The sequence below is a fragment of the Aetokthonos hydrillicola CCALA 1050 genome (assembly GCF_017591665.1).
Taxonomy (GTDB): domain Bacteria; phylum Cyanobacteriota; class Cyanobacteriia; order Cyanobacteriales; family Nostocaceae; genus Aetokthonos; species Aetokthonos hydrillicola.
In genome coordinates, this window is record NZ_JAAKGC010000102.1 from 1 (window position 1) to 21,561 (window position 21,561).

A 21,561-nucleotide genomic window follows, 5' to 3' on the forward strand; every position below is an offset into this window, starting at 1 on the left:
CATTGGGCAGAGCAGAAGAATTACATGGCGAGATATTCATCTGAGAGGAGAAGAATTACATAGTGAGTTTTGGCTTGAAGGAATTGAATACTGCCTATAATTTACCTTTTTTCCTCCCCATACCCTACGCGCTATGCCCTATGCGCTATGCCCCATGCCCACTTCCCCTCAATTTTTGTAGATTCTATACGGAAAGTGGCTATATTCACGATAAACTCTAGTCTATCTCCGGAGTGTGCAACGTGGTGTGAAGGTTCAGTGCAGCCTACAATTATACCATAAATAAATGGTTTGCATTTGCAGCTTTACTGTTATCTATGGCAGTTTTATCTGTGACAATCCGTAAAAATCAGGAACAACACCAATGACTACTACTGTAAAACCTAGCTTTCCCATTGATCTTGCTGCTTACAAGCCGTTAGCATTAGATCCTACAAAACCAACCCTCACTGATGAGGAGCGCAAAACGCTAAAGGCTAATATTCAACTCTGTCGCGATGCGATTGTTTTCTTTACTGCAACAGGAGCAGCTAGAGGTGTAGGTGGACATACTGGTGGTCCCTACGACACAGTACCAGAAGTGGTAATCCTCGATGCGTTGTTCCGAGGCGCACCAGATAAATTCGTGCCGATTTTCTTTGATGAAGCAGGACACCGGGTGGCGACACAATACCTGATGGCGGCTTTGCATAAAGAATTACCTGTTGAGCGTCTTACCCAATATCGTGCTGCTCATGCACAATTACCAGGACACCCTGAACTTGGGCTAACACCAGGTGTAAAGTTTAGCTCTGGTCGTTTGGGACACATTTGGCCATATATTAATGGCGTAGCACTCGCAAATCCTGGCAAGGTTGTTATCTGTCTTGGTTCTGATGGTTCACAGCAGGAAGGTAATGATGCGGAAGCAGCACGTTTGGCAGTTGCTAAGAATCTCAACGTGAAGCTAATTATTGATGATAATGATGTGACCATCGCAGGACATCCTTCAGATTACCTACCAGGTTACAGTGTCACCAAGACACTAGCTGGTCATGGTGTAAATGTAAATGAAGGAGATGGTGAAGATATAGATGAGTTGTATCGCCGTATATGCCAGGCTGTGACAACTGATGGACCAATAGCCTTGGTTAACAAGCGGAAAATGGCTGTTGGTATTGATGGTATAGAAGGTTCTACTCATGGTCACGATGTCATTTCGGTAGATAAGGCGATCGCCTACCTAGAAAAACACGGACAAACAGAAGCCGTCAATTACCTGAAAAATGTTGAAAAGCCTAAGGACACCTATAAATTCCTTGGCTCTAGTGACAAGCAAGGTTCTAACCGCAACGTATTCGGTGAAGCAGTGGTATCTGTTCTCAGCAAACTGACAGAAGCTGAACGCATCGAAAAAGTGATGTGTATTGACAGTGACTTAGAAGGTTCTTGCGGACTGAAAAAGATCCACGATACCTATCCAGAAATCTTCGTTAGTTCTGGTATCATGGAGCGAGGAAACTTTTCCGCTGCCGCCGGTTTTGGCATGGAAAAAGGTAAGCAAGGTATCTTTGGTACTTTTAGCGCGTTCCTTGAGATGTGTATCTCAGAAATTACAATGGCGCGTTTAAATTACTCGAATGTTCTGTGTCACTTTTCTCACTCAGGTATAGACGACATGGCAGATAATACCTGCCATTTTGGTTTAAATAACCTGTTTGCTGATAACGGGCTAGACGACGGTTACGAAACACGCTTGTACTTCCCAGCAGACGCAGCACAGATGAAAGCTTGTGTTGAAGCAGTATTCTTCGATCCAGGATTACGCTTCATCTTCTCAACCCGTTCGAAAGTGCCCCACATCCTTGACGCCAACGGAAAAGACCTATATGAAGAAGGTTACACCTTCGTTCCTGGTAAGGATGAAGTTGTACGTGAAGGAACTGCTGGTTACATCGTTAGCTTTGGTGATGCATTGTATCGTTCAGTCGATGCAGTAGAACGGTTGAAGCAAGAAGGGATCGATGTAGGCTTAATTAACAAGCCTACGCTGAACGTTGTTGATGAAGATATGCTTGCCAAGGTTGGTCGTGCTCCATTTGTGCTAGTAGTAGAATCCTTTAACCGACGTACAGGACTTGGCAGTCGCTTTGGTTCTTGGCTACTAGAACGTGGATTTACACCAAAATTTGCCCACTTGGGTGTTCACAAAGAAGGTTGTGGCGGTTTGTGGGAACAATTCCCTCATCAGGGAATAGATCCAGAAGGCATTATCAAGAAGGTGAAGGAAATTATTAAGTAAACGCTTGCTGGAAACTGGGGAGACAAGGGAGATGAATGCTTCCTTGTCCTCACTATCATGTCTGGTAAATAATCAGCTTAGCTTGGTGCATGAGAGCTTTGTCATACCACTGCGGTATTACGTTGAGAAGCAGCAATATCCCTTATCTTAGGAGCAGGCACCATAACTTGCGCAATTTCGTCTAATCATGCTGAGGACACTAAGAATTGAAAATTTCCGTTGTTTCCAAGCTTTTGAACTTCAGCAGCTTGGCAGGTTAAACTTGCTTGTTGGTACTAACAATAGTGGTAAAACATCAGTCTTAGAAGCTGTTCAACTTCTTAACTCTCGGTTTAATCAAGAATTGTTACGAGAATCATTACGAGAAGTAATGATTAATCGGGGTGAATATATTTTGAATGATGAACGTGCTGACTATCGTGAGCTAGATGTTCGTCATCTCTTTTATGCTCATGAGATTAATGTAGGTAGTAAGTTTTCAATTCTTGGTGACACTTATAACGACACAGAACAAATGGTTGTATCTGTGGAACAGAAGAGAAGACGAGATAGTTCATTTGAAGACCTACGAGAGCTTGTATTGGTTATTGAGTGGTCGGGTCAAAAGAATGAGCCGTTCGAGCTACGATTATCACCTAACGAAGGATTGCGCTTGCCGTTGGATTCCATAAGACGTTTTTCTAGAGACTTTAAAAATTCAGTAGCAAGAACGCAATTTGTAACATCTTCCTCTTTGACAACCGAGAAAATGATTGAGTTGTTTGATCAAGTTGTTCTCACACCGGAAGAAGATCTTGTTACAGAGGCTCTCCAGACAATTGAGCCAAGTCTTGAACGTATTGCTTCAGTCGGATCTGATAAATATAGATCTACGCCCTCACGTAGCGGCTTTGTGGTACGGCTTTATAATGGATATCAACGTATACCAATTGGCAGTATGGGAGATGGAATATGGCGAATGTTAGGACTTACATTAGCAATTGTTAATGCAAGAAATGGTGTTTTATTAGTTGATGAAATTGACACCGGACTTCACTTTAGTGCGATGTCTGATATGTGGAGATTAATCTGGAAAATAGCTAAGCGGCTTAATGTTCAAGTTTTCGCTACAACCCATAACAGTGATTGCTGGACAAGCTTGGCTGAAATTGCAAGTGCAGAAAGCCCAAGTGAGGAAGGCATTACAATTCAAAGGATTGAAAAAGGCAAACCCAACAGTATTGTCTTTACCGAACGACAAATTGTAATAGCTGCTGAACGAGGAATCGAGGTACGCTAGACAATGGCTGATGTTCATCCAAAGGTTCTTCTTGTAGAGGGAAAGCAGGACGTACGTGTAATTCCAGAGTTGATCGAAGCAAATGGTATAAATTGGGGAACACGGAAAAGCCCTATTGTCTATATTCGTGATTATGATGTGTAAGCTAAGAAACAATGCTCTTGGTGGTGACCCTGTATTTATATCTAGACAGAAAGACGGTCTTGGTACAAACCTTGACCAGTCCCAAGTCAATCGCATTGTGGCTTCGTCCGCTATTGAGGCGGGTATTGACAAAAAGGTTTCTCCCCATTGGTTGAGACACGCCCATGCAATCCATTCGCTCTCTAGGGGTGCGCCGCTACATTTGGTGCAGAATACTGTTGGTCATAGTTCGATTGCTACCACCAGCAGATACCTTCATGCACGCATAGATGATTCTAGCGCCTTGTACCTGAACATGCTTTCTCAAACGACAAACCAAAGCACTCAACAGTCCACTAATAGGGAGGAACACAAACCGCAGAAACAAAAACAGCCACGTGTTGAAGTAGAAAAGAACACTTCGGTTCTCAAATGCCCTAACTGTAAATCAAAAGAACTTCAGCAAGATGGTTTTCAAATCTTAGCTGATGGCTTAAACCACAAGCGCTTTCGTTGTCGAAACTGTGATTACGTGTTTACACCGCTTTTATCAATTCCAACGGATAAAAAGTGATCGCCAAGGGGGTCTGCCGAAGGTAATTACCTGACACAGTCTGCGCACAAAAACTTTCCTTTGGATAAAATGTCACTGTGAGGAAGTGGTAATCGGAATGGAAATTATGAATTCACTTCCCTGTCCTAAAACAGAATTTACTTCAATTTTACCGCCGTGTTTTTCTTCCACAATTTGACGAGCGATCGCCAGTCCTAATCCTGTCCCTTTACCTACTTCTTTGGTAGTAAATAAATGGTCAAAGATTTTACCTTGGACTTCTTTACTCATGCCTTTACCGTTATCTCGAATCCTAATATAAACTTGGTTGGCGAGCGCTTCGGTACGGATAGTAATTTGTTGGGGATTTGTTTGCAATTTGGCAAACGTACGCTCTTGTGCTATATCATCAAACATGTCAATAGCGTTGGCCAAGATATTCATGAAAACTTGGTTTAACTGACCAGGAAAGCATTCGATTAGCGGTATATCACCATATTCTTGCTGAATTCTGATAGCGGGACGGTGTTCGTTGGCCTTGAGGCGATATTTTAGAATTAGTAAGGTGCTATCCAGACCTTCATGGAGATTAGTAGTTACTTTGTAGTCAGTGTCAGCACGGGAGAAAGTACGCAGACTAGTACTAATCGATTTGATACGCTTAGTCGCTTCACTCATCGAATCAAGTAACTTCGGTAAATCTGCAACTAAAAATTCTAAATCAATATCTTCAGCGTTCTCTTGAATTGATGCTGCTGGTTGGGGATATTGTTTTTGATAAAGTTCTAGATGTCCGATTAAATCTTGAACGTATTCTTTTGCATTGTTGATACTACCATTCAGGAAACCAACGGGGTTATTGACTTCGTGAGCAACTCCTGCAACCAAATTACCTAGAGATGCCATTTTTTCGCTTTGTATAATTTTTAGTTGGGAGCGTTCCAACTGTTGAGTATAAGCTCTAGCTTGCTGATAAAGGCGAGCATTTTCTAGAGAAATGGCAGCTTGGATACAAAGAAAATTGACAATGAGAACACGATCATTAGTAAATACACCACTGGTGGATTGGTTCTGTAAATACAAAATCCCAATCAAATTTCCCTGATTGAGAAGAGGTAAACACAGCACACTCTTTGGTTTGTGCTGTGTTAAATATTCACTAATTACAGGGAGATGAGTTTTGAGATGATCAATTACGACAACTTCTTGGGTATTTTTTACGTACTGGATGAGCTTGATTGGTAAGTTAGGATTATTATCGAGGGGTTGCGAACAAAGTTCTGTGCTTTCCGGTGTAGCCATTGCTTGCAGTAGCCAATTACCATAGTTATCAGGTAGGATTAAGGCACAGCGATCGCCACCAGAGTTTTGCAGAATAATCTGAGTTAGTTTTTGCAGTAGTTGATCTAATTGAATTTTACTTGACAATACTTGAGAAGCTTTGAGGATAGCCGCAAAATCTAGCACAGTATTCATGCTAGAGCTAGAAGAACCTTTAACTTTTGCTGAAGAATGTATTGAGTGATTGGGAGCAATGAGAGTTTCTAAAGTTTCCCACGGGTTCACACTGGGATTTGCCTGTAGGAGAATGGGGCGCAATAAATCAGGATAGCGACGTTCTAGATCGCTAATTTTTGAGCTTGCACCCCAACGAGCGTAGTCATAGTAAGCTTCTTGCATATAGATTGCAGCAACTTTCTCTTTGCCCCAGTCAAGGTAAAACTTAGCAGCCAGTTCATTGCTCAGTGCAGCTTCATGGAGGAATTCATTTTTTGTAGCTCCAGCAATAGCACGATCATAAAAGTTGATTGCTTCTGACGAATTCCCAGAAATCTTTGCCATTTCAGCTGAAAGCAAATAATATTTATGCAAAAAGTTTTCTGGACAATGATCCGCCCATGTCTTGATCAATTGCTGATGTTCCTCGACTATATCCCAATAAGACTGTTTCTCTTCTGGTGTTGCTGTTGTGTAGAGCGCAGTCAAACTAAGCGGATAATAGAAGTGATATTGAATTACAGGGAAAAAACCAAGGTTTGCAGCGAGGGTTTGTTGATTGATGGTAGCAGTTTTAACTGCATCAGCGTAATCGCCATATATATATGATAGTTGGATTCTCAGGAAGCAGTACCAATTAATTCCAGATGGAAAATTATTTTTGCGCCAAATGTTTATACAGTTTATTTTCTGACTATTCCAATCTGCTAGTAAGTCAGTTTCTGAGACAAAACCTTGCAGATGCAATAGAAATTCCTGTTGTTGGTTAAAAATTTGGAATATATTTATATCATTAGCATCCTCAACGTAGGTCAAATATTTTTCTGTTTCAGCATAGACATCTGCTACATACTTGCCTTGCATTAGCATTGTCCATATCATGAATATAACTGCCCAAACACCAAATACTAAATCTCCACATTCATTACAAATCTGAAAAGAGCGTTGGTAAAGCGGTAAATTAGTTTTTAATGGTTGAAAATAAGGATTAATAGAGTGGCAAAAGTGATTATTATTTTTAGCAATAAATTGAGGATTATTGAATTTTTGGTCAAGTTCTAGGGCTTGCTTACCAAATTGATAAGCAGTTTCATATTCTCTTTGTTCAACCAAAGTCATACCATAAAGGCAGTAAGCAAAACCAGAGCTTTCGGAATTACCATACTCCAATGAAGTATTAAGCATTAACAAGCAAGTCAACCGATTGATTTGAACGTTGCCTGCTAGATAGGTTGCTGAATATAAACCAGCCAAAAGCTTCATGCACGCTTGTTTGATTGGATCTGTCATCTCAGGGAGGGTGAGTATATCGTTGTGACTCCCAGTTGAAAGTAATGATTGCAACTTATGAAGTTCAGTATCAATGGCAACTTTCAATTCGTCTGGTGTTTGTGGGAGTTTCATACCCAAAATGCTTAAACCTTTCAATCCAGCCTCAACAGAAGCGTCAAGGTTTTCACCCTGAGTCATTCTAAGCATCATTAATACAGCATAAATGTCTGCTTGATGAAAGACATTTTGTGAATGCTGTAATGCAATGTCAAATAGTTCTTCTGCTCGATGGAAATTCCCAATTAGATATTCACATTCTCCTTGCTGTTGATATAAAGAAAATGTGAGACAATAATTATTTTTCCAACTTTCTTGGGATAAAAGGCTTATACCTGTAGAAAAGTATTTGATAGCTGCTTTATAAGCAGTAGAAACTTTTGCTTTTTTCCCTGCAATTAAGTTCAATTGAGCCAATTCATCTTTTTCTGATTGTTCAATGATGAAATTCATGCCCAAATGGAGATGGTTGACAATATCAAAAATTTTATTTTCTTGTAAATTTATAGGTGTATGACGTAATAATTGTTGTCCTATTTGGTAATGCGTTACTTGTTTTTGGTCATCTTGAATGAGAGAATAAGCCGCTTGCTGAACCCGATCATGCAAAAATCGATATGTTGGATTAATAGCCTGCTGTGCTTCAGCATAGCTGGTATCCTCTGCCTGAAAAAACTTGTAAACCTGGCTAGTGGGCAAAATCAATCCTTCCTGGAGCGCTTTCCACAATGCTGTTGCTGTATCAGTTGGGGATTGTTCTGAGATGATTACCACTGTTGCTAAATCAAACTGATTACCAATGCAAGCGGCTAACTTAAGCACCTGTTGTGTTTCGTCTGGCAATTTCTGCAATCGCAACGCCATAAATTCCACCACATCATCGGTGAGCGATAGCGCATTCACTTGGGCAAGATCACATTCCCAGTAACGGCAATTAGGATTGAAGGTAATATATTTGTCTTCGTGTAACGCTTTGAGGAACTGAGTAATGAAAAATGGATTACCTTGGGTTTTTCGCTCGATTAATTCAGTCAGAGGTTTTGCGAGTTCTATCGAACAATTTAACGTATCGGCAACGAGATGATTGGTATTGTCAAAAGTCAGAGATGTTAGGGTAATTATATTAATAATGACCTCTGCTTTGTTAAGTTCTTCTACTGTTAGAATAAGCGGGTGGACAGGCGAGACTTCATTATCTCGATATGCACCTAAAACTAGCAAATGGTGGTTGTCCTGCATCAAGAGTTTAATTAACTCAAACGAAGCCAAATCCCCCCACTGCAAATCATCCAAAAATATTACCAATGGATGTTCTGCAGTCGTAAATACTTCAATAAACTTTTGGAATAATAGATGAAACCGATTTTGATCTGCACTACCTGATAGCTGAGGCGCAGGTGGTTGTTTGCCAAGAATTTGCTCTAGTTCGGGAATCACTTCAATCAGAACTTGTCCATTTTCTCCTACGACTGATAAAATTTTAGTTTGCCATTGCTTAAGTTGTACATCAGATTCCGAAAGCAATTGCCCCATCAAATCGCGAAAAGCTTGCACAAATGCTCCCAAGGGAATATTACGATTGAATTGGTCAAATTTGCCTTTGATGAAATAGCCGCGTTGCTCGACAATTGGCTTATGCACTTCATTCACCACAGCAGTTTTACCAATTCCTGAAAAACCCCCAACAAGCATGAATTCTGCAGAACCTCCTGCGACGCGCTCAAAAGCATTTAATAAAGTTTGCACTTCTGCTTCACGTCCATAAAGTTTTTCAGGAATGAGGAAGCGCTCACAAATATCCCGTCCACCAATTTCAAAATATTCAACTTTGCCAGTCAATTGCAATTGAACCAGACATTTTTCTAAATCAAATTTTAAACCCAACGCACTCTGATAGCGATCTTCGGCATTTTTTGCCATCAACTTCATCACAATGTTTGAAATTACTTGGGGGATTCGTTCACTTGTTACTTCATTTGGTTTTTTGGCAATATGGCAATACACTAACTCCATTGGCTCATCACAGATGAATGGTAAATTACCGGTTAATAATTCATAAAATGTCACACCTAAAGAATAAAAATCACTGCGGTAGTCTATGCCTCGGTTCATCCTCCCTGTTTGTTCGGGAGAAATGTAAGCGAGTGTACCTTCTAATACATTGGGACTTTTAATTTCTTGGGTTTCTTTGGGCAATAGTGAGGCGATACTGAAGTCAATCAGTTCAACTTGTTGTGTTTCTGGGTTTATGAGGATATTGGCGGGTTTGATGTCTTTGTGGATGAGGCAATTTTGGTGCAAATCGTGGAGAATATTACTTAGTTGAATGGCGATCGCTAAAAATTCGCTTACGGAAAGGGTAGTAGCTTTAACATATTCTCGTAACGAAATTCCTCCGGTATCAGCCATCACCAAAATATAACCATGACCATAGGTTTCTAAGGATAAGGGATGAATAATACCAGGAATAACGAGGTTTTTACTGATGGTGTACTGGTTGCGAAATTGTAATAATTCATGGAAGCTGGGATATTCTGATGTTAAAAGTTTGATGACTACTGGCAGTTGATCCAATTGGCGGATAGCTCGATATACTCTGGTTTTAGAGCCTACGTATAGCAGTTCGCTAATTTGGTATTCGGGAATGATACAGGTGTAAGTGTCAATAGCCATTTATACTGCTTCCGGTTTCAATAGGTGTTTGCTTCTCTACTTGGATGACACTGCCCACGTCAAGTTGAGATGAAATTAGTATTCCCCTTCATTAGGTATTAACTAACGAAAATAGGTAAAATAAGTGTGCTTTAATACTGAAATCGAGCAAACATGTATAAATAATCTGCTTTGATTTTTGAAATTATTTGTATACCTTGAGAGTAGGAAGTAGGACAATAACTAGAAAATTAGACAGAGTAAGCTTTGTAGCAATACAAGCCAGTTTAGCTTAATGTCAATAAGATGGTTAAATGAGAATAGCTGCAAATAATGCTGAAAGAAAGTTTACACTGGGGTGTGCTTTATCGGCACGAAAACCGTTATAAATCAAGCTAAAAGAGGAGAAGCTCATGATTACAGTCGAACCACAAAGTTTTCTATTGACACTGGAAAAACGTGTTGGCTTGACAGAACAAGACAAAGTGCTGTTGAAAGCTAATGCTGATTGGGGCTTAAAAGTTTCACCAGCAATGGCTGATCACTTTTATAGTTACCTAGAGCGAGATCCGGAAATGAAAGCGATTTTGCATACCGGAGAGCAACGTATCCATCGACTGCATGAAACTTTTGTTCAATGGTTCCATGAAATGTTTACAGGAATGGATGATTGGGGAACTGTGTATGCTGAGCGCCGTTGGAAAATCGGTCTGGTTCATGTCCGGATTAATATTGGACCCCAGCATGTAGTTCCTGCTATGGCAACGGTGATCCACGAAATTGGTAAGCAGTTAGAGGTTGATGGGAAAGACCAAGCTCTCAAAGATGCTCTAAGTCGTATTTGCATGATCGATTTGGCTTTCATAGAGCAAGCTTACGTGGAAGTATCTTCGGCTGCTGTTCTTAGGGAAACTGGGTGGACTGAAGGTTTATTTAGACGTTTAATAGCCACAGGCGCAAAGTCTATGTAAAACTTCCCATCACTGTAGCATTAACAAGACTACTCACAGCTACAATCGTCCTTGCCAAATGTTTACCCTGACAGGGTGCAACTCCTTTAACAGAATTGGTATTCTTCCCGCCTCAGAAAAAGACTACGGACTGATTTTCGCGTAAAAATCTTCATCCGCACTGATAAAAGCAGGTCGCTGCATTAAGCCTTCGATGTATCTATTCAAAGGGTCATCATCGGATAGCATTCCTAGTTTCTTAGCCCAGAGCAAAACTCCTCCGGTAATAATATCAGCACTTGTCAGTTTATTAGCTAGATGCTTCGATCATAAGCCTTCAAGATTCATGTAAGCTTTGACAACAGTTGGATCTGGTGTGGATTCGATGATAAAACCAAGTTTTTGACAAACTCTTTGCATACCATGATTGTCGAGCAGGATATCAGCAGAAATGCTCTCGAGTTTTTCATTACGACTAACTTCCAGCAGGCGTCGTAGTAACTCAGTTCCTAATCCTTTGCATTGAGTGCGATCGCTCACAAGCAGGGCAAATTCAGCTTCATTAGTGCCGTGCAATTTGCTTAAGCGACCAACTGCCAAAATTTCCCGTGTGTGTGTTTCGGGATTTTGATATTCAGTAACCAGCGCCATCTCACGATCATAGTCGATAAAGCATATACGTGTTAGTCGTTCATGGGCTACCCTAGACTGAAGCTTAATCAAATGGAAATAACGAAAATAGACGCTTTCCTCAGATAATGTCTTGTGAAATTGAACCATCAAAGGTTCATCTTCAGGACGGATTGGACGGATTGTAACTGAGTTTCCGTCTTTCATCGTCCATTGTCCAACATATTGTGTAGGATAGGGTCGAATAGCTAACTTTGGTAGATGATCTTCGGTAACATCTGCTGGGTGAAGGACAACTCTAGCGTCTAGCGCAATGAGTCTTCCTGGCTCGTTTTGATAAGGGGGGATCGCCAACAACGGGTTGATATCTATTTCCTTGATCCAGCGCTGTTCTACAACAAGTTGGCTGAATTGCACCATCAGTTGTTCAAGGGATGCGAGATCAACACTGTTACGTCCCCGGACTCCTTTAAGTGCTTTGTGAATTTGTGTTTGTTCCATCATGCGTCGCGCTAAAGTTGTGTTGAGGGGAGGAAGTGCGATCGCGCGATCCTGAAAAACTTCTACCAGTTGTCCCCCAGCGCCAAAAAGCAGCACTGGTCCAAACTGTGTATCAATACTACTGCCAATTATCAGTTCGTAGCCACTAATTTTTACCATTGGTTGAACAGTTACACCCAAAAAATGTTCAGCACCAACTTTCTCAGTAACTGATTCTACTATAGTTTTATACGCTCTTTGTACAGATTCGGCATCAGTTAAATTTAACTGCACACCACCAACATCGGTTTTATGGGTGATTGTGTGGGAAAAAAGTTTAAGGACGACTGGATAACCAATTTCTTCCGCATATTGAATAGCCTTTCTCTCACTTGTGGCAAGGCGAGTTTCAACAATGGGAATACCATAAGCTGCTAAAATCTGTTTAGATTCTATCTCAGTTAGAATTGTACGACCTGCTTGTTTTGCCGCATCAATAATCTGCGCCACAACAGCACACCCATTTTCTATTCCGCATTCACTATTTCCTAATACAGGTGTTTCGTAGATACCACTGAGGTTATAACTAGACTTCCACATGTAACTAAAAACACGAGCTGCCGTATCAGGGTAAGAGTAAGTGGGAATATGGTTACGATTGAGAATCATCTCCCCATCTGCTACATCAGATCCCCCCATCCAACTAGCTAGAATCGGTTTCCCAGAAATCTGCCCATAGGGTTTCAACTCCTCTGCAGTTTGGGCGGGGTCTGTCATAGCTTGAGGAGTTAAGATCACCAGTAAGCCATCACTGTTAGGATCCTTAGCAGCAATCTCTAAAGCCTTGCTATATCTATGGGGATCAGCATCACCGAGAATATCAATTGGGTTGCTATGGCTCCAATGTTCTGGTAGTATTTGATTCAGCGACGCGCGAGTCTCTTCAGAGATTGGGGCAAGTTCTCCACCACTAGTAATTAAGGTATCGGTTGCTAGTACCCCTGGTCCTCCTGCGTTAGTGAGAATTGTTAATCGTGGTCCTTTAGGACGAGGTTGTTTTGCCAGCACTTCTGCCATGTCAAACAAGTCGGAGATACTGTTGACACGTAGCACACCACAACGCCGGAAAGCAGCATCTAGAACTGCATCACTTCCTGCCAGTGTTCCTGTATGAGAAGCTGCTGCCTTTGCGGCTGCTTCAGTACGACCAGCTTTGATCACAATAATAGGCTTTGTTAACGCCACCTCGCGTGCTGCTGAGAGGAATGACCGTGCATTCCCAATTGATTCCATGTAAATAACAATGCTATGGGTATCAGGATCGTCGCCGAGATAATCTATCAGATCCCCCCAATCTACATCAAGCATTGAGCCAATGGAAACAAAGGCACTAAAACCAACGTTCTCTCGGAAACTCCAATCAAGGATAGCAGTGCAAAGTGCTCCACTTTGACTGATAAAGCCTACATTACCAGGACGAGCGATCGTACTGGCAAAAGTAGCATTGAAACCTGTACGCGGGTTCATGACGCCTAAGCAATTAGGGCCAATGATACGAATTTTACTACGATCAGTTTCCGAGAGAATTTGCTGTTCTAGAAGAACACCTGCTGCACCAGCCTCTTTGAAACCAGCGCTGAGGATAATTGCACCTTTGACACCTGAATCCACACACTCGCGGATAATTCCAGGAACTGTTGGCGCTGGAGTAGCAATAACTGCTAAATCAACTCGTTCTGGTAAATCAGATATAGTTGGGTATGCTTTGATTCCTAGTACGCTATGTCGTTTAGGATTAACTGGGAAGACTGTTCCGCCAAAAGGATGACTAATTAAGTTCCATAGCAAGGTACGTCCAACACTATCAGCCTTTTCACTAGCACCAATAACAGCAACACTCTTTGGTGCAAAGATGGCAGAAAGGGGGTTAACCTTCTGTGCTTGTAAGATATCAGAAGCACTTTCGGGAGTTACGTTCAGAGACTGTTGCATGGGTTGTGGCACTCTCGTCAACAATTTGGGCGATTTTTTCTAAAGCGATCGCCACGCCAGTTTCGGCAATTGGTGATAGGCGATCGCCTACTTCAAAGTTTACTCCTGGTACTGTGATCCACCAAGCCTGCGGGCAATGACCGTAAATGGCTTTGGTGAGAGCTAGCAGCGAACTCGGATCGCCTGTATGTCCTGTTCTAACAGTAGAAGATGCAGGAGCTAGCGAGCGTACTTTCACTTCGGAGTCGTACGCGATTATACACGCATCAATAAAGATTGCCAAATCAGCACTTGCCAAAGTCTGAGCAAGTTCAGGGGTGAGTTGATGAACAGCAAGAGATTTCACGTTCGGAAGAGCCAAGGTGTTAGCAACCCGCTGCCCAATTGCGTCATCACTACGCAAATCATTACCATAACCAATCACAATCACACTACCCATTATTTTGTGCAAAGTTCCTTAATACAAAATTAAAGTTAGGTAAAAAACTTGAGAAACTCGGGAGGAAACCTGTACAACGTTTATCGTGATTGTTGGTGCAACCAAGCTTCTAAATCTGCTACTGCTGAAAAATCTAATAAGGCCTCACCTAACTCTTCCAATTGCTCAATAGATAACCCTCCGACTCGCTCGACTAACGAGCTATTAATTTCTCCAATTCTGCGATTTAATAGTCGCAAAACAAGACTTTGTTCTCGTTGTCGTCCTTCCTCGCGTCCTTGTTGTCGTCCTTCCTCACGTCCTTGTTGTCGTCCTTCCTCACGTCCTTGTTGTCGTCCTTCCTCACGTCCTTGTTGTCGTCCTTCCTCACGTCCTTGTTCTAGTCCTTCGAATTTAGCTTGTTCTCTGTCTTTTTGATAAAGTGGTTCCAAGCGCATAACTAACTCCTGATCATCTTTCGTTAAATGTTGATTTATCCTTAAATTTTCTCGCAGGTTATAAACTAATTCTAACGCTGCCTGACGATACGGATGATTTAATTGTAATTCTGATAACTCAGCAATTGCTTGGGACTGCACGCTTCCTCTACCCAAAACTCGTAACCACAATGTTTCTGGTGTTTTTGGTAGTTGATGTATCACCACAATTGCTGTTCGCAAAGCATCACCTAAAAAGTATACTCCTGATAACCACCCCTGTTCTTGTTTAACGTTAAAGGCTGATAATCGTGCTACGGATGCAGTTGGAGTTAGCACCCACAATTTGGGTATCTTCCATTCTTCGAGTTTGGTATTATTTGCTTTAGCTTCTCGTCTCAGCTGTGCTCTTACCTCCAATAATTTTATCAAACAATCGCAGATTTCATCACTAGACGCTGCATTGCGGAAGGGTTCCATGAGTGCTGGGTATTCCGCAAATCTCCCAAGTAACCCTAATACTTGTAAATTTAAGGTTTGTTGTTGAAAAGGAGTAAATACTACATCAATTTCTTTAATTTCTCCGGACACTTTTTCTGATGGTTTTACTTCTCCATAATCTTTTAATAATTCTTCTAGATAGTCTTTAGCAAATTTGTCATGAATAAACCGTGTCATTTAATTGATGCTTCTTGCGGAATATTGAATGTAATTCATAAAATTTTATCCGCATTTGTGTTAATTATTAAAGTTGAATTTTGAGAATATATCCCAAAATAATAAGTTTGGAGTTTAATTGCTTGATGAAAATCAGTTAGAGGCTGTTTGTACTCTTTTAAGAAAGCATAGGAATTGGATCGATTTGCGTGAGACACGAGATTTACATGATAGCTGACGCATTTTCCAACAGCTATCATGTATTACTCAGTTGATGGTATTAGCTTGCTGGCTCAAGAAGCAGATTTCTAAATCTTCAAATTACGCATTACTCTCGCCAGACTTCATCAACAACATTTCCCTCGGCACTCATCAATTGAATATGCAATGGCATTTGTCCTGCTGCATGAGTTGAACAACTTAAACAAGGGTCAAACGCCCGAATTCCGGCTTCTACCCGATTTAGCATTCCTTCAGGAATTTCTGGACCGTGAACGAAATGCCGTGCAATTTGAGCGACTGTACGATTCATGGCTAAATTATTCTGACCTGTGGCAATCACTAAATTGACTTTCTGAATTAAACCATTTTCATCAACTTTATAATGGTGGAATAATGTCCCGCGTGGTGCTTCACTCACGCCAACACTTTCTAATTGGTTAATACCAGCATCAGCACGCAACCTAGTTGAAAGTATATCAGGGTCATCTAACAAAATTTCAATTCGCTCGATTGATGCCAAGATTTCAATTAACCGGGCGTAGTGATAGAAAAATGATGAGTTAACGGTTCCATGACCGCGATCGCGAAACTCTCTCAACTCCTGATCAGCTAGAGCAGTACCGATGTGATTACAAATGTTCAGGCGTGCTAGGGGACCTACTCGATAAATCCCACTATCTATACGGCAATGATCGCTGTCATCTGGGTAGCCAATAGGACGATAGTAAGGAGATTTTAAATAGCTCCAAGATTCAACCGCTTCACCGATAAATTCTTGATAATGACTTGGATCAAGTTTATCAGCAATAATATTACCACCACTATCAACAAAGCGGATGTGGCCGTCATATTGTTCCCATAAACCCTCCGCACTCACTAAACCCATAAACAAACTTGGGAAGTTCCCGAAGGTTTGTACTTCTTTTTCATACTCGTTGAGTAAGCTTTTAAATTTACCAAGTGCATCTTGGACTGTGGCTTTTGCTTCAGGGATTCTATTTTGAATATGGGTGCGTCCCGCCTCAGATAGGGGTTCTCCTACTCCACCAGGAACCGCCCAAGATGGGTGGATTTTACGTCCTCCGAGTTGTTCGATAATTTCTTGCCCAAATTGGCGCAAACGAATACCACCACGGGCTAGTTCTGGTTCAGCTGCAATTAACCCAAACACATTGCGCTTTTGGGGATCGCTGTCCATTCCCAATAGTAAATCTGGGGCGCTAAGGTGGAAGAAACTCAGCGCGTGAGATTGGATAATTTGCCCCAGGTTCATCAAACGACGCAACTTTTCTGCGGCTTTTGGAATCGTCACAGCAAGGATGCGATCGCCTGCTTTAGCAGAAGCTAACAAATGACTTACAGGACAAATCCCACAGACGCGAGCCGTAATTCCTGGCATTTCCCAGAAAGGACGACCTTCACAAAACTTTTCAAAACCCCGAAATTCGGTCACATGAAAGCGAGCATCACTTACTTGTCCTGCATCATCTAAGTAGATAGAGATTTTCGCATGACCTTCAATGCGGGTAACAGGATCTATGACTATTTTTTGCGACATATTCGCCTCCGAATCCAAAACTCTGCTCTGGGCGTTGCTAATTGATGCGTGATAAACTCACGCAGGGAAAGTACTTGTAATATAGCTTTGCTGGCTAGGGTTTTGAAATCAGTAGGTTAAAAATTTACCAAGATGGTACGGGAGGTTGAAAGCCCCCTCTCTTTAGAGGGGGATGAAAACCGACACGAGCGGATTTATCCGCAGTCACTACTCTTATCGGGCAAAGTCTTTATCCAATCTTGAACGACTTCAGAGACAGAAACACCTAGTTTTTCAGCTAGCGCTTGCACTTTGCGGCGTTCAATTTCAGTAAGTCTGACTACCATTCTATAATCTCTTGCCATTTCAGGAACTTTGTTGTTATATTAATTGTCATGCATAGAGTGTAACAAACAAAAGGAGGTGATCAACCCCTATGCCAAAGAAAAAAACTCCATCTTTTATTGTTGAATTTCCGATAATTGTTGATTCAAGTGCACAACGAGAATTAAATGCTAGGTTCAACGCTGGATTTAGGCTGTTAAACGGAATCCAGTCAGAAGCGCTTATTCGGATGGAGTTGGTACGCAATTCTGAGGCATGGGAAGCAGCGAAAAAGCTGCCACGCACAGTCAAAGACAAGAAAGGAGAAACAGTTTCCAACCCGGAACGAGTCAAAGCTCTTGAGGAGGTGAAAAAGGCTTATCGGTTCACTGAATACGACCTACAAGCCTATGCAACATTGATTGCTAAACGCTCTATTTGGATGTGGGAAAAGCTTCTCCTAGTTTTGTGTCTTGCGTCACAACTCGCCACATTCCCGCCGTAGGACTTTCCATTCGTAGAACTTCTTCCACCAAGTTCCCTATGTGGGAAAAATCTTTTTGTACCAACTTCATCTGCTCAGGATTCTTTACCAGAAATAACATCCCACCTGCGATCGCGCTGGTAACCGTCTCATTACCTGCCACTAGTATTTGCTGGATTATACTTAGCAGTTCAGCAGTATCAAGTGGGCGTTCAAAAGCTACCTCTGCCTCTACCAAGTCCGTGATCAAATCATCTTGAGGCTGTTTTCGACGTGATTCGATCACACCATGAAAATAATGCTGGAAAGCAACGACATTCTTAGCACACTCTATCTCCTCTTCTCTGGAGAGCTGGTGACCTAGTTGGGCAATAAAAGCATCAGACCATTGCTTGAACTTTGGCAGATCTGCCAGCGGTACACCTAATTGCTGAGCAATAACTTTAAGTGGTAAAGGTACGGCAAACTCACTGACGAATTCACATTTGCCGTTATCGATAAAACTGTCAATGAGTTCGTCAGCAATCTGCTCGATCAAGTCTTGCATTTTGTTGACCCGTGACGAGGTGAAGGCTTTATTCACCAATGAGCGGAATCGCTCGTGTTGTGGCGGATCAGCGGTGAGCAAGGTGTTCATCTGGGGCCAACCTTGAGCAGCAATTTTCTCCAACTCCTCGTCCTGTTGCCCTTTCCCGACCATTAAAGTAGAGAAGTTGCTAGAGAACACTTTTGTATCCCTAAGAATTTCGATCACCAAGTCATAGCGAGTAACAAGGAAAAGCTTGGTGTTAGCTCTGGGACTAGGTAGCTCCATAATTGTGCTTGCTCTTGTGCCAGCTTGTAGAATTCATAAGGGCACACCAGTAGTTCTGGGTCAAAGAAGTTGTAGTCTGACAGATGCTTCATGCTTCTAGTAGTGGTCAGTAATAATTGACTTTGAATCACTGTGCAGTCAATATTATCATAACAAGTGAAGCCTAGAAGAGACATCGTGCATCAGGCATATACTGTGTTATTCTAATGCCTTTTTTATACCACTTTTTACTTTCATCTTTTGCAAGACAGTCCCAATGAAAAAAGTTGAACCGCTATGCATGAAAAAGCATAATAGTCAACTCTTACGGCCTGAGAACTACATGAAAAGAGTTTAAGTAACCTGTAATGGTTTTAGATAAAGTTTTTTCTTGCTTTTTAGTTGCAATAGCCACAACTTGATACAAGCGTCCATCAGCAAAATACATCCGGTTTTTAGTAATTTTACCTCCAGAATTTATGTATACAATTTCTCTGCCTGGATGACCATTAGAACTACGAATATCGCGCTGACTAATTAAATGACTTCGCGTCGTTTTTATAGCCATATATTGTGTATTTCTCAGTATTTCTTGAGGATTCACCATTTGACCATAGCTATAAGGGAAGTCGTTGTAAGCAACTAAATAAGCAACTTCCTGCTTGGGAGGTTGAGCTAAAAATACTTGTAAGTCAATTTCTCCCATATAGGTTTTTTGCGTTTGGATCATCAATTTTGGTCTTCCTGGCATTAAAACAGTAAAGCGTCCATCTGGAGATGTGAAAATCTTCCAAGATGGCTGCACGGGTTGAGAAACAGTTGGTTTGGTTTTAGAAGGTGGGTGTTTCGATGGAAGTGCTTCAACTCCTATAGAATAATTGAGTGTTAAAGTGGCGGCTATTAAGGGTAAAAAACCTCTAATTCTCATATTTATCTCTGTACAAATACTGCTATCCTCCTAGAGGATAGTATTTGTTATAACCTAGCCGCAGACAAAGCAGCACCAATTAATCCCACTTGTGAGTTAAGGACAATATGTACAGGTATATCTTCTAAAAGGCGTCGCATCCTGCCTTTTTGTGAGAAGCTTAAGAGAAACCTTTCTTCTTGGATTAAGGGGAGAATTTTTGGAGCAATACCACCAGCAACGTATAATCCGCCGTAAGGTAAAAGTTTAAGGGCAAGATTACCAGCTTCAGCACCGTATGCTTCTACAAAGAATTGCATTGTTTGTTCGCAGAGGCGATCGCTCTTTTCTAGTGCAGCGTTTCCAATAACAGCACCTGGATCGACGCTTTTCTCTTGCTGTCCTGCTTCTCGTTCCCAGGCTCTGACGATTTTTCCAATTTCTGGGGATTCTACAGCTAGTTTGCGATCGTCGCTTCGACGCCGCGCTTCGCGATCGCGTAAAAACTCGTAAATCGCAACAATTCCCATACCAGAAACTACTCTTTCAACAGAAACCCGTTGAATATCATGTTTATCTAATAAGTACTTTAATAGTTGAAATTCTAACTCAGTACGAGGAGCAAAATCGGCATGTCCTCCTTCTGAGGGAAACACTTGATATTGTTCACCCTGTTTTATTAAAAATCCTTGACCTAACCCTGTCCCAGCGCCAATAATAGCAATAGGCGCGTCTGGGTTATGTAGACCAACTTGCAAAGTGTGTAAATCTTGTTTTTCTAACCCTAAGATCCCGTACCCAATAGCCGAGAAGTCGTTGATCAAAGAAATTTGGTCGATACTTAGTTCCGCTTGTAACCGCTTGCTATCAAGAGACCATGCTAGATTTGTTAATTTAGCTGTGTTATTAACTACAGGACCTGCGATCGCAAAACAAGCTTTTTGTGGGGTGCCTGCATTAGATTTTGCCAAAAATTGCTGCACCATTGGTACAAGATCGGCAAAATCTGCACTGCGGTATCGTTCTTCATTTATGCTCTGTAGGGCAGACCCGTTTGAAGCCTCAACAAGTCTTAGAATGGTTTTCGTGCCGCCAATATCACCTGCAAGTAGTAATGTCATAACGATGTTAGATTGTTGTTTGCCAGTTGTTAGTTGCTGGTTGTTCTAATAAGCAATAACGACCAACTACTCCCTATTTAATTAAACCTGATTACTTCCTCTACTTCCGTTAAATGGGAAGTATCTCCCTTTAGTTCTAGTAACCATTCGGGGTCATAACGCACAATTTTTACTAAAGAACACAATGAGGCTTTAACCTCTGTTCTGGCAATCTCGCCCACTAAACCAATTGCTGCTCCTAGTACGGATGCACCATGTCCCACCAAGAGTATATCCTTGGAGTAGAATTCGCTAGCAAGAATTCTAGCAACTTGTCCTGAACGCTCAAGCATTTGTGAACGCGTTTCTGGATACTTAGCAGGAATCTGTGGTGTATAGCTAGTGTCAATTCTAGGAAATAATTCTGCTAACGCTGGAGTTGAGAGTCTTTCTGGTTCTTCTGTCATCCAAGCTGGATTAAGCCATTCGCTCAATCCAGTTTCCAGCTTGATTGGCAAATCGAGAAATTCTGCTACTGGGTTAGCAGTTTGTACCGTTCTCAGAAAGGGAGAACAGAAAATATGAGCAATGTTTTCTCCCTTCAACCGATTAGCTAATTGCTTTGCCTGCAATATACCATCTTCCGATAAAGGGGGATCGTAGCGTCGTTCGGCTGTGAGAAACCAATCAGGGTTTACAAAATCGAGGCGGTTGGCGTGTCTGGCAATCCAGATGATCTGATTCATAAATTAGGTAAGGGACAATGGGCATGGGGCATAGGGCATGGGACATTGGGCAGAGCAGAAGAATTACATGGCGAGATATTCATCTGAGAGGAGAAGAATTACATAGTGAGTTTTGGCTTGAAGGAATTGAATACTGCCTATAATTTACCTTTTTTCCTCCCCATACCCTA

General features: G+C 41.6%; 16 protein-coding genes. 6 read left to right on the plus strand and 10 right to left on the minus strand.

All coding sequences use genetic code 11. The annotated features are described in order from the left end of the window. Nucleotides 1-364: 364 nt before the first annotated feature. The 4 genes from G4P69_RS30580 to G4P69_RS30590 all read left to right on the plus strand — a co-directional run bounded on the left by G4P69_RS30580 (nucleotide 365) and on the right by G4P69_RS30590 (nucleotide 4,257). Complete coding sequence (locus tag G4P69_RS30580; protein WP_208339202.1) at nucleotides 365-2,281, plus strand: transketolase C-terminal domain-containing protein; 1,917 nt, start codon at nucleotides 365-367, stop codon at nucleotides 2,279-2,281. A 187-nt stretch (nucleotides 2,282-2,468) separates the two neighbouring features. Then, a complete protein-coding gene (locus tag G4P69_RS30585) occupies nucleotides 2,469-3,560 on the plus strand; it encodes an AAA family ATPase (protein ID WP_208339201.1) in 1,092 nt (363 codons plus the stop codon). Nucleotides 3,561-3,563: 3 nt separating this feature from the next. Then, entirely contained in the window at nucleotides 3,564-3,704 is a 141-nt protein-coding gene (locus G4P69_RS40315) for a DUF3226 domain-containing protein (protein WP_313890588.1), read from the plus strand. Then, nucleotides 3,694-4,257, plus strand: a complete 564-nt coding sequence (locus G4P69_RS30590) for a tyrosine-type recombinase/integrase (RefSeq protein WP_208353378.1) — start codon at nucleotides 3,694-3,696, stop codon at nucleotides 4,255-4,257. The genes G4P69_RS40315 and G4P69_RS30590 overlap by 11 nt, the downstream gene beginning before the upstream one ends. 72 nt (nucleotides 4,258-4,329) lie before the next feature. Here the strand turns inward: G4P69_RS30590 and G4P69_RS30595 are convergent, their stop codons facing one another. Beyond that, complete coding sequence (locus G4P69_RS30595) at nucleotides 4,330-9,735, minus strand: ATP-binding sensor histidine kinase (protein WP_208339210.1); 5,406 nt, start codon at nucleotides 9,733-9,735, stop codon at nucleotides 4,330-4,332. 392 nt (nucleotides 9,736-10,127) lie between these two features. On the opposite strand from G4P69_RS30595, the gene G4P69_RS30600 reads away from it, so the two are divergent. Continuing rightward, entirely contained in the window at nucleotides 10,128-10,685 is a 558-nt protein-coding gene (locus G4P69_RS30600) for a protoglobin domain-containing protein (RefSeq protein ID WP_243902139.1), read from the plus strand. Nucleotides 10,686-10,991: 306 nt separating this feature from the next. On the opposite strand, the gene G4P69_RS30605 is transcribed toward G4P69_RS30600, so the two are convergent. From G4P69_RS30605 to G4P69_RS40115, 5 genes are all read right to left on the minus strand, one after another. After that, complete coding sequence (locus G4P69_RS30605) at nucleotides 10,992-13,766, minus strand: bifunctional acetate--CoA ligase family protein/GNAT family N-acetyltransferase (protein WP_208339209.1); 2,775 nt, start codon at nucleotides 13,764-13,766, stop codon at nucleotides 10,992-10,994. Then, complete coding sequence (locus tag G4P69_RS30610; protein WP_243902138.1) at nucleotides 13,726-14,205, minus strand: hydrogenase maturation protease; 480 nt, start codon at nucleotides 14,203-14,205, stop codon at nucleotides 13,726-13,728. The genes G4P69_RS30605 and G4P69_RS30610 overlap by 41 nt, the downstream gene beginning before the upstream one ends. Nucleotides 14,206-14,285: 80 nt before the next feature. After that, nucleotides 14,286-15,299, minus strand: a complete 1,014-nt coding sequence (locus G4P69_RS30615; RefSeq protein ID WP_208339208.1) for a DUF4351 domain-containing protein — start codon at nucleotides 15,297-15,299, stop codon at nucleotides 14,286-14,288. Between the two features lie 307 nt (nucleotides 15,300-15,606). Next, nucleotides 15,607-17,058 carry a Ni/Fe hydrogenase subunit alpha gene (locus tag G4P69_RS30620; protein ID WP_208339207.1) on the minus strand — a complete coding sequence of 484 codons (1,452 nt, stop codon included), beginning with the start codon at nucleotides 17,056-17,058 and terminating at the stop codon, nucleotides 15,607-15,609. A gap of 194 nt (nucleotides 17,059-17,252) precedes the next feature. Continuing rightward, the gene (locus G4P69_RS40115) at nucleotides 17,253-17,384 is read right to left on the minus strand and encodes a ribbon-helix-helix domain-containing protein (protein WP_279605110.1); all 132 of its coding nucleotides are present in this window, start codon (nucleotides 17,382-17,384) and stop codon (nucleotides 17,253-17,255) included. 89 nt (nucleotides 17,385-17,473) lie between these two features. Here G4P69_RS40115 and G4P69_RS30625 point away from each other — a divergent pair, with 89 nt between their 5' ends. Further along, nucleotides 17,474-17,866, plus strand: coding sequence for a hypothetical protein (locus G4P69_RS30625; protein ID WP_208339206.1), 393 nt, complete (start codon nucleotides 17,474-17,476; stop codon nucleotides 17,864-17,866). Here the strand turns inward: G4P69_RS30625 and G4P69_RS30630 are convergent. The 4 genes from G4P69_RS30630 to G4P69_RS30645 form a co-directional block, all read right to left on the minus strand. Further along, nucleotides 17,796-18,659: a cytochrome P450 gene (locus G4P69_RS30630; RefSeq protein WP_243902137.1), complete on the minus strand. Its 864-nt coding sequence runs from the start codon at nucleotides 18,657-18,659 to the stop codon at nucleotides 17,796-17,798. The two genes, G4P69_RS30625 and G4P69_RS30630, sit on opposite strands and share 71 nt — an antisense overlap. Before the next feature lie 304 nt (nucleotides 18,660-18,963). Further along, on the minus strand, nucleotides 18,964-19,566 hold the full coding sequence (locus G4P69_RS30635; protein ID WP_208339205.1) for a hypothetical protein: 603 nt from the start codon (nucleotides 19,564-19,566) through the stop codon (nucleotides 18,964-18,966). A gap of 47 nt (nucleotides 19,567-19,613) precedes the next feature. After that, nucleotides 19,614-20,666, minus strand: a complete 1,053-nt coding sequence (locus tag G4P69_RS30640) for a glucokinase (protein ID WP_208339204.1) — start codon at nucleotides 20,664-20,666, stop codon at nucleotides 19,614-19,616. Between the two features lie 77 nt (nucleotides 20,667-20,743). Next, complete coding sequence (locus G4P69_RS30645; RefSeq protein ID WP_208339203.1) at nucleotides 20,744-21,391, minus strand: histidine phosphatase family protein; 648 nt, start codon at nucleotides 21,389-21,391, stop codon at nucleotides 20,744-20,746. Nucleotides 21,392-21,561: the final 170 nt, after the last annotated feature.